Origin of the sequence: Serratia sp. PL17 (assembly GCF_017832355.1) — a bacterium.
Taxonomy (GTDB): Bacteria; Pseudomonadota; Gammaproteobacteria; order Enterobacterales; family Enterobacteriaceae; genus Serratia.
Genome location: NZ_JAFIBY010000007.1, coordinates 187,208 through 200,907, shown reverse-complemented (window position 1 = coordinate 200,907; position 13,700 = coordinate 187,208). Strand labels below are relative to the sequence as shown.

Here is a 13,700-nt window from a genome sequence, read left to right as displayed (position 1 = left end):
GCGATGGCAGATGTGCACCTCCTTTCAGGTTTATCCTGTCAGCAATTCATTAACGGTCAGTCGGTCGAAGGTGAAGGCCAGCAAGAGTGCATCGTTAATCCGGCGAATGGCGAAACGCTGGTTTCCATCACCGAAGCCTCATCCGCGCAGGTTGGCAGCGCCGTTAAAGCGGCCCAGCAAGCCTTCGGCCACTGGTCGCGCACTACGCCAGCCTACCGTGCATCTCTTCTTCTGCGCATTGCCGACGCCATAGAGCGGCAGGCCGAGCGGTTAGCCGGTCTGGAAGCCCTCAACTGCGGCAAGCCGTTGCATCAGGCGCTCAATGATGATCTGCCGGCGGCCGTCGACGTCTTTCGTTTCTTTGCCGGCGCGGTGCGTACCCAGCAAGGGCAACTGGCTGGTGAATACATTGAAGGACACACCTCGATGATTCGCCGTGATCCGATCGGTGTGGTGGCCTCGATTGCGCCATGGAACTACCCGCTAATGATGGCGGCATGGAAGATCGCGCCCGCGCTGGCAGCGGGCAACACCGTGGTATTCAAACCTTCCGAACATACTCCCCTGACGATTTTGGCGCTGGTGCCAGCGCTGCAAGATATCCTGCCGCCGGGTGTGCTGAATATTGTCTATGGCGGCGGAGAAGGGGTCGGCAGCCATTTGGTCGGACATCCGCAGGTGCGTCTGGTGTCGGTGACCGGCGATATCGTCACCGGGCAAAAAATCTTGCAGGCGGCAGCTAAAAGCGTCAAACGCACCCACCTGGAATTGGGGGGGAAAGCACCGGTGATCGTCTGCGACGACGCGGATCTGGACGAAGTGGTCAACAGCATCCGCACCTATGGCTATTACAACGCCGGGCAAGACTGCACCGCCGCCTGCCGCATCTACGCGCAGGCGGGGATCTATCCAAAACTGGTAGAAGCGCTGGGTGAGGCGGTGGCAAGCCTGCGTTTTGCCCGCAAACGCGATGAAGATAACGAAATTGGCCCGCTGATCAGTAACCGGCAGCGCGATCGTGTCGCCAGCTTTGTCGAACGGGCGCTCAGTCAGCCGCACATTGAATTGATCACCGGCGCCGCCGCGCATTCGGGCCCCGGTTTCTATTACCAACCCACGCTGCTGGCCGGCTGCCTGCAAAGCGACGAAATCGTCCAGCGTGAAGTGTTTGGCCCGGTAGTGAGCGTTACCCGTTTCGAACATCTGGAGCAGGCGGTCAACTGGGCCAATGATTCCGAATACGGTCTGGCTTCGTCGGTCTGGACGCAAAATATCGATCGGGCGCTGCACATCGCTGCGCATCTGCAATACGGCAGCACCTGGATCAACACCCATTTCACCCTGGCGAGTGAGATGCCACACGGGGGCCTGAAACGTTCCGGTTACGGCAAGGATCTCTCCAGTGATTCACTGCAGGACTACAGCGTAGTCAGACATGTAATGGCGAAGTTTAAAGCCAGCTTTTAATGAGATTAGGGCGGCAGCCGTTCCCTGCCGCATACAGATACGCAACACAGGGGTAATTACGATGGGAAAAACGACCGCAGTCACCACCACAGTTTCCGCGCTCTGTCTCACTGTGCTTTGCAGCCTGGCTCATGCGGCCGAGTTGCCACAGGCTCTGGGTAAAGGCGAAGGACGACTGGATATCATTGCCTGGCCCGGCTATATCGAACGCGGCCAATCCGATAAAAATTATGACTGGGTCACCCAGTTTGAAAAACAGACCAGCTGTGCAGTGAATGTGAAAACGGCTGCCACGTCAGACGAAATGGTCAGCCTGATGGCTAAGGGCGGTTACGACTTGGTGACCGCTTCCGGCGATGCTTCACTGCGACTGATCTTCGGCAAACGGGTGCAGCCAATTAACACGGCACTGATCCCCAACTGGAAAAACATCGACCCGCGCCTGTTGAAGGGCGCCTGGTATACCGTGGACGGTAAAACCTACGGTACCCCCTATCAGTGGGGGCCAAACCTGCTGATGTACAACACCAAAACCTTCCCAACGCCACCGGATAGCTGGGCTGTCGTGTTCCAGCAACAGAACCTGCCAGACGGCAAAACCAACCAGGGGCGGGTGCAGGCCTATGATGGCCCTATTTACATCGCCGACGCGGCGCTGTTCCTGAAGGCGACACAACCCCAGTTGGGCATCAGCGATCCGTATCAATTAAACGAAGCGCAATATCAGGCGGCACTGAAACTGTTACGCACTCAGCATGCGTTGATTCATCGCTACTGGCATGACACCTCAGTGCAGATGAGCGATTTCAAAAATGAAGGCGTGGTCGCCTCCAGCGCCTGGCCGTATCAGGCCAATGCCCTGAAAGGGGAAGGCCAGCCGATTGGCACCGTGTTCCCGAAAGAGGGCGTTACCGGCTGGGCGGATACCACCATGCTGCACGCCGACGCCAAACACCCCAACTGTGCTTACCTGTGGATGAACTGGTCGCTGGAGCCGAAAGTGCAGGGTGACGTTGCTGCCTGGTTCGGTTCTGTACCGGCATCACCGGCAGGCTGTAAGGCCAGTACGCTGTTAGGCGATAAAGGGTGTGAGACCAATGGTTTCAACCAGTTCGACAAGATTGCCTTCTGGAAAACGCCACAGGCGCAGGGTGGCAAGTTCGTACCCTATAGCCGCTGGACTCAGGATTATATCGCCATCATGGGCGGCCGCTAATATCACCTTCATATTTCAAGCTGCCTCTTTGCTGGCTGCCCGCACGAACCCCGGTTGCGTACGACCTGTACGCACTCGGGGATGCGTTGGGTTGTCGCTTTGATGTAGCCCGAACTATTTTGGCGATAGGTCTGTGTCGGGGGTAGCCAAACTGGCTTTGCTGGCTACACCTGATGAGTTTACGCCATGTTTAGGAGAGCAGATCATGACCATTGCCGTGCAGTTTATCGATGTTTCTCGGAGTTTTGGCGATGTTCGCGCCGTGGACAGGGTTTCTATCGAAATACAGGATGGGGAATTCTTCTCCATGCTCGGGCCTTCCGGCTCGGGCAAAACCACATGCCTGCGATTGATCGCCGGTTTTGAACAGCTCAGTGCCGGTTCGATTCGTATTCACGGCCAGGAAGCCGCCAATCTGCCACCGTATCAACGTGACGTGAATACCGTCTTCCAGGATTACGCGTTGTTCCCGCATATGTCAGTGCTGGAAAACGTCGCCTACGGGCTGATGGTTAAAGGCGTGGCCAAACGTGAACGCCTGGCGCGGGCGCAGGAAGCACTGGACAGTGTGGCGCTGGGATTTGTGGCCGAACGTAAACCGGCACACCTTTCAGGCGGTCAGCGGCAGCGTGTCGCACTGGCGCGCGCGTTGGTCAATCGGCCACGGGTGTTGTTGCTGGATGAACCGCTTGGCGCGCTGGATCTCAAGCTGCGTGAGCAGATGCAGGGCGAGCTGAAAAAGCTGCAGCGCCAACTGGGGATCACCTTTATTTTCGTCACCCACGATCAGAGCGAAGCGCTATCGATGTCCGATCGGGTGGCGGTGTTCAACAATGGGCGTATTGAGCAGGTGGATGCGCCTCGCGAGTTGTACATGCGGCCGAAGACACCCTTTGTCGCCGAGTTTGTCGGCACGTCCAATGTGGTACGCAGCGATCTGGCGCAGCGGTTACTGGGCCAGGCCGCCACCTTCTCAATCCGTCCCGAGCATATCCGTTTAGCCAATCAGGCCGGCGCGGCACAGGGTGACGTCCAGGTGCAGGGCACGCTGCAAGAGATCCATTATCAAGGCGCCGCAACGCGCTATGAAATTGCGTTGAACAGCGGGGAGAAACTGCTGGTCAGCGAGGCGAATCCTCAGTGGCATGCCGACGGGCAGCGACACCTGATCGGTCAGCCGGTCACCGCTTGCTGGTCACGCGAGGCGATGGTGCCACTGCTGGAGGAGAGGTGAGATGGAGATGAGCATTGACTATCCCGCGCCGCGCCGCGGTACCTTGCGCGCGCTGTCGACCTGGCTGTATCGCCGACCGACGCTGTACCTGCTGTTGTTATTGGTCCCGCCGCTGTTGTGGTTTGGCGCGGTGTACCTTGGCTCATTATTGACGCTGTTGTGGCAGGGGTTCTACACCTTCGACGATTTCACCATGACGGTGACGCCGGATCTGACCTTCGACAACCTGCGGGCGCTGTTCAACCCGGCCAATTACGACATCATTCTTCGCACATTGACCATGGCGGTGCTGGTGTCCCTGGCCAGCGCGATGTTGGCATTTCCGATTGCCTACTACATGGCACGTTACACCAGTGGCCGCGTCAAAGCGTTCTTCTATATCGCGGTGATGATGCCAATGTGGGCCAGTTATATCGTTAAGGCCTACGCCTGGACCCTATTGCTGGCAAAGGATGGCGTGGCGCAGTGGTTCCTACAGCATCTTGGGCTGGAGCCGGTGTTGGCGGCAATCCTGACCGTGCCGGGCGTAGGGGGCAATACCTTGTCGACCTCCGGGTTGGGGCGTTTTCTGGTGTTTGTGTATATCTGGCTGCCGTTCATGATCTTACCGATCCAGGCGGCGCTGGAACGTCTGCCACCTTCGTTGCTGCATGCTTCGGCGGATTTGGGCGCACGACCGTCGCAGACCTTTCGTTATGTGATCCTGCCGTTGGCGGTGCCGGGCATTGCCGCCGGGTCGATCTTCACCTTCTCACTGACGCTGGGGGACTTTATTGTGCCGCAGCTGGTGGGCCCGCCGGGCTATTTCATCGGCAGCATGGTGTACGCGCAGCAAGGGGCGATCGGGAATATGCCGATGGCCGCGGCCTTTACTCTGGTGCCGATTGTGTTAATCGCGATTTATCTTTCCATTGTGAAACGTCTGGGGGCCTTCGATGCACTCTGAGCGCGCGCCGTTAGGGCTGAAATTGGCCGCCTGGGGCGGTCTGATTTTCCTGCATTTCCCCCTGGCGATTATCGCCATTTACGCCTTCAACACCGAGGACGCGGCGTTCAGCTTCCCGCCGAAGGGGTTCACGTTGCATTGGTTCAGCGTTGCCGCCGGGCGGCAGGACATTATCGATGCGATGCTACTTTCCGCGCAGATTGCTGCATTGGCCACGGCTGTGGCGCTGGTACTGGGCACCCTGGCGGCTGCGGCGCTGTACCGGCGTGATTTCTTCGGTAAAGACAGCATTTCACTGTTGCTGCTGTTACCGATCGCGCTGCCGGGCATTGTTACCGGTCTGGCGTTGCTGGCCGCGTTCAAGGCGCTGAATATCGAACCGGGCGTACTGACCATCGTTATCGGGCATGCCACTTTCTGCGTGGTGATCGTATTCAACAACGTCATCGCTCGTTTCCGCCGGACTTCCCATAGCCTGATTGAAGCGTCAATGGATCTGGGTGCTGACGGCTGGCAAACCTTCCGCTACGTCATGTTACCCAATCTGGGTTCAGCGTTGCTGGCCGGTGGGATGTTGGCCTTCGCGCTGTCGTTTGATGAAATCATTGTCACCACCTTTACCGCCGGGCATGAGCGCACGCTGCCGCTGTGGCTGCTCAATCAGCTCGGCCGCCCGCGTGATGTGCCGATTACCAACGTGGTCGCGCTGTCCGTGATGTTGCTGACCATGATCCCGATTTTGGGGGCTTATTACCTGACTAAGGGTGGCGAAAGCGTCGCCGGCAGTGGCAAATAGAATTCAGGCCCACTGGGCGACTGCGCTTGGCATCCTGAGATTGGGCAGTGCTCGGCCTCCTCACGTACTTCGTGTACGCTCCGGGGCCCTGCGCGCTGTCAGCACTCAGCCTGCCTACGCTCGTTACGCTCAGTGAACCTTAATTAACATTTTGAATTGTAAAATTTAAAAGGATAACCCTATGCAAAGCCAATTGTTGATTAACGGCCAACTGGTGACCGGCCAGGGCACGTTGTTGCCGGTGTATAACCCGGCGAGCGGAGAAGTAGTGTTACAGGTGGCTGAAGCCAGCGCAGAGCAGGTTGATCAGGCGGTGCTGGCGGCCGACGCCGCATTTGCCGAATGGGGACAAACCACGCCGAAAGCGCGTTCCGAATATTTGTTGACGCTGGCGGATATGATTGACAACCATGCGGAAACCTTTGCTCGCCTTGAGTCGCTTAACTGCGGCAAACCCTACCACTGTGTATTGAACGACGAACTGCCGGCCGTAGCCGATGTTTTCCGCTTTTTCGCCGGTGCGAGCCGCTGTCTGAGCGGGCTGGCGGCGGGTGAATATCTTGCGGGACACACCTCAATGATCCGCCGTGACCCTTTGGGCGTGGTGGCTTCGATTGCCCCTTGGAACTATCCGCTGATGATGGCGGCATGGAAGTTGGCCCCGGCCTTGGCGGCGGGTAACTGCGTTGTGCTTAAGCCATCGGAACAAACCCCGCTAACCACGTTCAAGTTGGCTGAACTGGCCGCCGGCGTGTTCCCGCCGGGTGTGTTCAACGTGCTGTTCGGCCGTGGCGCCAGCGTTGGCGACCGGCTGACCGGCCATGACAAAGTGCGCATGGTGTCGCTCACCGGATCCATCGCCACCGGGGAACACATTATTGCGCATACTGCACCCGGCATTAAACGCACCCATATGGAATTGGGGGGGAAAGCGCCGGTGCTGGTATTTGACGATGCCGATCTGCAACAGGTGGTGGACGGGATCCGCAGCTTCGGCTTCTACAACGCGGGTCAGGACTGCACCGCTGCCTGCCGCATTTATGCGCAGAAAGACATCTACCCACAGTTGGTGAAGGCGTTGGGCGAGGCCATTGGCAGCCTAAAGATCGGGCCGCCGGAAGATCAGAGCAGTGAGCTGGGCCCATTGATTACCGCCCAGCATTTGGAGCGGGTTGTGGGCTTTGTCGAGCGAGCAAAAGCCTTGCCGCATGTACAGGTCGTGACGGGCGGTGAGCGGGTCGACGGCCCTGGCTACTATTTCCAGCCGACATTGTTAGCTGGCGCGCGTCAGGAAGATGAGATTGTGCAGCGTGAAGTGTTCGGCCCGGTCGTGACCGTAACGCCATTCGACGATGAGGCGCAGGTGCTGGCCTGGGCTAATGAGTCTACTTACGGACTGGCGTCGTCGCTGTGGACGCGGGATGTTGGCCGGGCACACCGTTTAAGCGCCCGTTTGCAGTATGGCTGCACCTGGGTGAATACCCATTTCATGCTGGTGAGTGAAATGCCGCACGGGGGGCAGAAGCTGTCCGGCTACGGCAAGGATATGTCGATGTATGGATTGGAAGACTATACTGCTATACGGCATGTGATGTTTAAACATTGATTCATTAGGTTTTATCTGCAAAATAACGCGGCTTTCAGGCTGGTTACTACTGGCCTGATAATAATATCCCCTATGGATTTTAAGCTACAGCTAGGCGGCCCAGGTCAGGTAGGGGCGCTGCATGTTGCGCCCGTATCAATCGGGGCGAAGGTATTCGTCCCCTACGGTGAGCAAGTGCAGGTAACCACGCTGTAGCTTTAAATACGACGGGGGAAAAACTGAAAGGAAGCCAATTATGAGCATCACCCGACGCGATTTTCTTAACGGGGTGGCGATCACTATCGCCGCCGGGTTGACGCCGATGCAGATCTTAAGAGCGTCGCCGCAAACCGCCAATCAAACCCTCTATTACCCGCCGACGCTGACTGGGCTTCGTGGTAACCATCCTGGTTCATTCGAGCATGCACACCAACTGGGGCGCGATGGCAAGGCCTTCGATTTTGCTGCCGTGCCTGCGACGGAAGAGTTCGATTTGGTGGTCGTGGGGGCCGGTATCAGCGGGCTGGCTGCGGCCTGCTTCTGGCAGCAAATGAAGGGCCCGCAGCAACGTATTTTGCTGATAGACAATCACGATGACTTCGGCGGGCACGCCAAGCGCAATGAATTCAGCAGTGAAAACGGCACTATTCTTGGTTATGGCGGTAGCGAGTCATTGCAGTCACCGCGATCCAACTTTAGCCCGGTGGCGATGGGCCTGCTGCAAAAGCTGGGTGTCAGCATCGACAATCTGGAAAAAGCGTTCGATACCACTTTCTACCCGAACCTGAATTTGAGTCGCGGTGTCTATTTCGATCGTAAAAACTTCGGCGTCGACAAAGTCGTGAGTGGCGATCCGGGCCGCATGGTTGCCGACGACATCCCGCACGATCGTCTTAATGGTCGCTCCTACGAAGCCTTTATTGGTGATTTCCCACTGCCGGAAACTGATCGTCAGGCGCTGATTGCGCTGCACACGGTGGATAAGGATTACCTGCCGGAGATGAATCAGGAACAGAAAAGTGAATGGCTCGACAAGCACAGCTATACCGAATTCCTGCGTGATAAGGTCGGCCTGAGCGAAATGGCGATCCGTTATTTCCAGCAAACCACCAGTGACTTTCAGGCTGTGGGCATTGATGCGACATCATGCAGTGACGCACGCATCTGCGACTTGCCTGGGCTCAATGGCATGAATTTACCGCCGCTGGACGAAGAGTCGCAGGCGGATCTCGACGATCCCTACGTGTTCCATTTCCCTGACGGCAACGCCACATTGACGCGCTTGATGGTGCGTCATTTGATCCCGGCGGTTTCACCGGGCGGTAAGGACATGAATGACATCGTGTTGGCGAAGTTCGACTACAGCCAGCTTGATCGCGCGGCGTCACCGGTAAAACTGCGGCTCAATAGCACGGGCCTGCATGCGGCTAACGTCGGCGACAAGGTTGAAGTGACCTATATGACCGGCGAGAAAATGACCAAGGTCCGCGCCGGACAGGTCGTGATGGCCGGGTACAATATGATGATCCCGTATCTGGTGCCGGAAATGTCGTCGGAACAGCAAGAAGCGCTCAAGCAGAACGTGAAGTCACCGTTGGTGTACAGCAAAGTGGTGATCCGCAACTGGCAGCCATTTATCAAACTGGGCGTGCATGAGGTGTACTCGCCAACGGCACCGTATTGCCGCGTGAAGTTGGATTACCCGGTGAGCATGGGCGGCTATCAGCACCCGCGCGATCCGAACCAACCGATCGGCCTGCACATGGTGTATGTGCCGACGCTGGCGGGGAGCGGGTTAAGCCCACGTGAGCAGTCTCGCAAGGGGCGCGCCTTACTGCTGGGCACGCCGTTTGAGGTGCATGAGCAGATGATCCGTGAGCAGCTACAGGGCATGCTCGGTTCTGCCGGGTTCGATCATCAGCGAGATATTGAAGCCATTACCGTAAACCGCTGGTCACATGGCTATTCCTACTTCCTCAATGGGCTGTTTGATGATGAGGATGAAGCAAAGAAAATCATTGCGACAGCGCGTAAGCCGATCGGCAAGATTGTGATTGCCAACTCGGACTCTGACTGGAGTCCGTATGCCAACTCGGCGATCGACCAGGCATGGCGTGCGGTCAATGAGTTGGCCTTCAGCCATGTTGCGGCGAAGGAGGGAGCATGAGAATGCGTTCACTGTATTTGCTGACCTTACTGGCAGCGGGCGGTTCGGCCCAGGCAATGTCGGCGGGGGAGTATGTGGCTAAGGCCGGGGACTGTACCGCCTGTCATACCACGCCGGGTGGCGCTCTGTTTGCTGGTGGGATGAAGTTCCCCACGCCGTTGGGCAACATTTACGCCACCAATATCACCCCGGACAAACAGCAAGGCATCGGTGGCTATTCTTTTGACGAGTTTGATCGCGCTATGCGCCAGGGGATCGCCAAAGATGGCCATCGGTTGTATCCCGCGATGCCGTATACCTCTTACGCCAAAATGAACGCGGAAGATATGCGTGCGCTGTATGACTACCTGATGAAGGAAGTCCCGGCGCAGAATACGGCCAACCGTGCCAGTGATATCCGCTGGCCGTTGTCGATGCGTTGGCCGCTGGCGGTCTGGAACCAACTGTTCCATGACGATACGCCTTACCAGCCGGACAGCAGTCAGAGTGCCGAATGGAATCGTGGTGCTTATTTGGTGCAAGGGGCTGGGCACTGTGGCAGTTGCCATACGCCGCGCGGCTGGGCGATGCAAGAGAAAGGGCTGGACAGCAAAGAACCTACCTTCCTGAGTGGCGCTGAGCTGGATGGTTGGTACGCATCGGGATTACGCGGTCTGAAGCAGGACGAGGTGGTGTCTTTGCTGAAAACAGGGCGCAGCCAACATGCTGCGGTCGCCGGGCCGATGAGTGAGGTGGTAAGCCACAGCACGCAGTACCTCACGGACGGCGATCTGAATGCCATTGCCACCTATTTGCACAGCCTGGCGGCAGAAAAACCGTCGGCGGACAAACCTGTCGCAATGGCGGTCGACAACTGGAAAGCGGGGCAAAGCACCTACGCCATGTACTGTTCAACCTGCCATGGCAATAAGGGCGAGGGGAGCGACAACACCATTCCGGCACTGGCGGGCAATGCAACGGTCACGGCGGAGAACCCACTCACCGCGCTGCGCGTGGTGTTGGAAGGCGCGCATACGCCTATCACACAACACGCCACGGCGATCGCCATGCCGGGTTACGCTTGGGCATTGGATGACCAGCAAACTGCCGATCTGATGAGCTATTTACGAGGAAGTTGGGGCAACCAGTCGGCACCGGTTACGGCGCAGCAGGTGCAGGAGACGCGCAAGCTGGCGGAGAAATAACCAGACACTGTCCTATTTGAAGCGGCTTCATTGTTGGCTGCCTGCGCTTCCCCCGTCATGGACTATTTGTACGTTCTTGGGGATGCGCTGGGTTGCCGTCGCGAGGCAATGCCAATTATGCGCAATACGGGCGCGGCTCATCGGGGCCGCGCCCTTTTCAATTACATCACTTTATGTGGGCCGAAGCATTCGTAGTGGATGCGATCGGCATCTACCCCCATCTCCAGCAACTGCTTGGCCACATACTGCATGAAGGGGACCGGGCCGCAGAAATAGTAATGCATCTGTGGGGTGCTGAGCGTTTCGCGTAGAGCACTCAGATTCATCAGACCACGGCTCTGGTAGTCACGGCCTTCTACATCGTCTGCACCTGGTTGGTTGTACCACACGTGACGACTCAGGTTTGGCATACGTTTGGCAATATCCGCAACTTCATCGGCAAAGGCGTGAACGCTGCCGTTTTCCGCTGCATGCAGCCAGTGTATATCCGCCGGATGCTGGCTATCGTGCAGGGTATTTAGCATGCCGAGCATCGGGGTTTGGCCGACACCGGCGGAAATCAGCGCCACAGGTGTTTCCGGCTGCGCGTCGAGGAAGAAGTCCCCGTGCGGTGGGGCGAGGTAAATCACGTCGCCTTCTTTGGCTTGCTGATGCAGGAAGTTAGAGACTTTCCCCTGATCTTCACGTTTGACTGCGATACGGTAGTATTCGCCGTTAGGTGAGGTGGTCAGTGAGTATTGGCGTATTTCCTGGTTTTCCATGCTGTCATGTTTGATGTAGACCGCCAGATATTGGCCCGGCTTGAAGTCGATCACTTTGCCGCCGTCAACGGGCGCCAAGACGAAACTGCAAATCACGTCGCTTTGCGGCTGTTTTTTGACGATGCGGAAAGCTCGCAGGTCACGCCAACCACCGTTGGCGGTTGCACTGGCCTGATAAATTTGGTCTTCGCGCTGGATAAACACATTCGCTAACACGCCATAGGCTTTGCCCCAGGCATCCAGTACCTCTTGGCCCGGGCTGAACATTTCGTCCAATGTGGCCAGCAGATGACCGCCGACAATTTGATATTGATCCGGTTGAATATTCAGGCTGGTGTGTTTGTGGGCAATACGCTCTACGGCAGGCAGCAGGGCCGCCAGATTTTCGATATTCGCGGCGTAGGCACAAATTGCGTCGAACAGTGCCTGGCGTTGATCGCCATTGCGCTGGTTGTTCATGTTGAACACATCTTTTAATTCGGGGTTGTGTTCGAACATGCGGTCGTAGAAATGCGCGGTCAGTTTCGGCCCGGTAGCGGCCAGCAGGGGAATAGTAGATTTTACGGTGGCGATGGTTTGGCTATCCAGCATGGTAGCGCTCCTTGGTCGATCATTATTGGTGTTTTGTAATGATGCATTTTAAATGCATCTTTAAGTTTGAATGCATCCTAGCGGTTTCTGTTGCGGCTGTAAATACCCCTGATTTTTTTGCGGGGTCGCTCAGCGGCGATCCCGCTCACAGAACATGAAAAAACCGCATTCTTAGCATGAGTAAAAGTCCGTTGCCCAATGGCACTGTTTATCGGATCAAAACCTTGCTGCGCCTAAAGCCAATCGTTTGCGTAAAAACCTCTGTCAAGACCTATCCTCGGTAGGGGGAAACAGTTTACACTGTGTCCCAGAGCCCAAACGGGTGGTGATTTTTTAGTTAGCCGATTTAAGTCAGGAGAAGCCGGATGTTAAAGCGTGAAATGAACATTGCTGATTACGATGCCGAACTGTGGCGTGCAATGGAGCAAGAAGTTGTGCGCCAGGAAGAGCACATTGAGCTGATTGCGTCTGAGAACTACACCAGCCCGCGTGTTATGCAGGCTCAGGGTTCCCAGTTGACCAACAAATACGCTGAAGGCTATCCAGGCAAGCGTTATTACGGCGGCTGCGAATACGTGGATATCGTTGAGCAACTGGCTATCGACCGTGCTAAAGCACTGTTCGGTGCCGATTATGCCAACGTACAGCCGCACTCCGGCTCTCAGGCAAACTTTGCTGTTTATACCGCGCTGCTGCAGCCGGGCGACACCATTTTGGGGATGAACCTGGCACACGGCGGTCACCTGACTCATGGTTCACCTGTCAACCTGTCCGGCAAGCTGTATAACGTGGTGCCTTACGGCATCGACGAAAAAGGCCAAATCGACTACGCAGATCTGGCCAAACAGGCACAGACTCACAAACCAAAAATGATCATCGGTGGCTTCTCGGCCTTCTCCGGTATCGTTGATTGGGCAAAAATGCGTGAAATCGCCGACAGCATTGGTGCTTACCTGTTCGTTGACATGGCGCACGTTGCAGGCCTGATCGCCGCTGGCGTTTATCCTAACCCGGTACCACACGCACACATCGTCACCACCACAACGCATAAAACCCTGGCGGGTCCGCGTGGCGGCCTGATCCTGGCGAAAGGCGGTGATGAAGAGCTGTACAAGAAACTGAACTCTGCAGTGTTCCCTGGCGGCCAGGGTGGCCCGCTGATGCACGTGATTGCCGGTAAAGCGGTAGCGCTGAAAGAAGCGATGGAGCCTGAGTTCAAGATTTACCAGCAACAAGTGGCTGATAACGCCAAAGCCATGGTGCAAGTGTTCCTGGACCGCGGCTACAAAGTGGTTTCCGGCGGTACGCATAACCACCTGTTCCTGCTGGATCTGGTTGACAAGAACCTGACCGGTAAAGAAGCTGACGCAGCCTTGGGCCGTGCCAACATCACCGTGAACAAAAACAGCGTGCCAAACGATCCTAAGAGCCCATTCGTCACCTCCGGTGTGCGTATCGGTACGCCAGCAGTGACTCGCCGTGGCTTCAAAGAAGCTGAAGTGCGTGAATTGGCGGGTTGGATTTGTGATGTGTTGGACAACATCAACGATGAAGCCACCATCGAACGTACCAAGAAGAAAGTATTGGATATTTGCGCCCGCCTGCCGGTTTACGCATAACTCTGCTTTCCCTTTAAAAACCCGCTTCGGCGGGTTTTTTTATACCTGTTGCAGACAAACTGTGAACTACCTAGCACTCTACCCCCTAGACGGTGAATGTACATTGCTAGCCAGTGTGACCTCTGTCAAAGTAT

The 13,700-nt window shown here is 56.6% G+C and carries 10 protein-coding genes; 9 read left to right on the top strand and 1 reads right to left on the bottom strand.

Translation table 11 applies throughout. From position 1 onward, the window contains the following. Positions 1-3 precede the first annotated feature (3 nt). The 8 genes from JOE25_RS20605 to JOE25_RS20570 all read left to right on the top strand — a co-directional run bounded on the left by JOE25_RS20605 (position 4) and on the right by JOE25_RS20570 (position 10,595). On the top strand, positions 4-1,467 hold the full coding sequence (locus JOE25_RS20605) for a gamma-aminobutyraldehyde dehydrogenase (protein ID WP_209638402.1): 1,464 nt from the start codon (positions 4-6) through the stop codon (positions 1,465-1,467). 61 nt (positions 1,468-1,528) lie between these two features. Then, positions 1,529-2,683 (top strand): putative ABC transporter substrate-binding protein YdcS, encoded by a 1,155-nt coding sequence (gene ydcS / locus JOE25_RS20600; RefSeq protein WP_209638400.1) that lies wholly within the window; start codon positions 1,529-1,531, stop codon positions 2,681-2,683. A gap of 205 nt (positions 2,684-2,888) precedes the next feature. Next, entirely contained in the window at positions 2,889-3,917 is a 1,029-nt protein-coding gene (locus JOE25_RS20595) for an ABC transporter ATP-binding protein (protein ID WP_209638398.1), read from the top strand. Between the two features lies 1 nt (position 3,918). Then, the gene (locus tag JOE25_RS20590; RefSeq protein ID WP_209638396.1) at positions 3,919-4,863 is read left to right on the top strand and encodes an ABC transporter permease; all 945 of its coding nucleotides are present in this window, start codon (positions 3,919-3,921) and stop codon (positions 4,861-4,863) included. After that, a complete protein-coding gene (locus tag JOE25_RS20585; protein ID WP_012146350.1) occupies positions 4,853-5,659 on the top strand; it encodes an ABC transporter permease in 807 nt (268 codons plus the stop codon). Before JOE25_RS20590 ends, JOE25_RS20585 begins: the two co-directional genes overlap by 11 nt. A 181-nt stretch (positions 5,660-5,840) precedes the next feature. Then, positions 5,841-7,265 (top strand): aminobutyraldehyde dehydrogenase, encoded by a 1,425-nt coding sequence (patD, locus tag JOE25_RS20580; protein ID WP_209638394.1) that lies wholly within the window; start codon positions 5,841-5,843, stop codon positions 7,263-7,265. Between the two features lie 235 nt (positions 7,266-7,500). After that, positions 7,501-9,411 (top strand): FAD/NAD(P)-binding protein, encoded by a 1,911-nt coding sequence (locus tag JOE25_RS20575; protein ID WP_209638392.1) that lies wholly within the window; start codon positions 7,501-7,503, stop codon positions 9,409-9,411. Beyond that, positions 9,408-10,595: a cytochrome c gene (locus tag JOE25_RS20570; RefSeq protein WP_209638390.1), complete on the top strand. Its 1,188-nt coding sequence runs from the start codon at positions 9,408-9,410 to the stop codon at positions 10,593-10,595. Before JOE25_RS20575 ends, JOE25_RS20570 begins: the two co-directional genes overlap by 4 nt. Before the next feature lie 161 nt (positions 10,596-10,756). On the opposite strand, the gene hmpA is transcribed toward JOE25_RS20570, so the two are convergent. Beyond that, positions 10,757-11,947 (bottom strand): NO-inducible flavohemoprotein, encoded by a 1,191-nt coding sequence (hmpA, locus tag JOE25_RS20565; RefSeq protein ID WP_209638388.1) that lies wholly within the window; start codon positions 11,945-11,947, stop codon positions 10,757-10,759. Positions 11,948-12,312: 365 nt separating this feature from the next. Between hmpA and glyA the strand changes: the two genes are divergently transcribed. Beyond that, the gene (glyA, locus tag JOE25_RS20560; protein ID WP_209638386.1) at positions 12,313-13,566 is read left to right on the top strand and encodes a serine hydroxymethyltransferase; all 1,254 of its coding nucleotides are present in this window, start codon (positions 12,313-12,315) and stop codon (positions 13,564-13,566) included. The last annotated feature ends 134 nt before the right edge of the window (positions 13,567-13,700 follow it).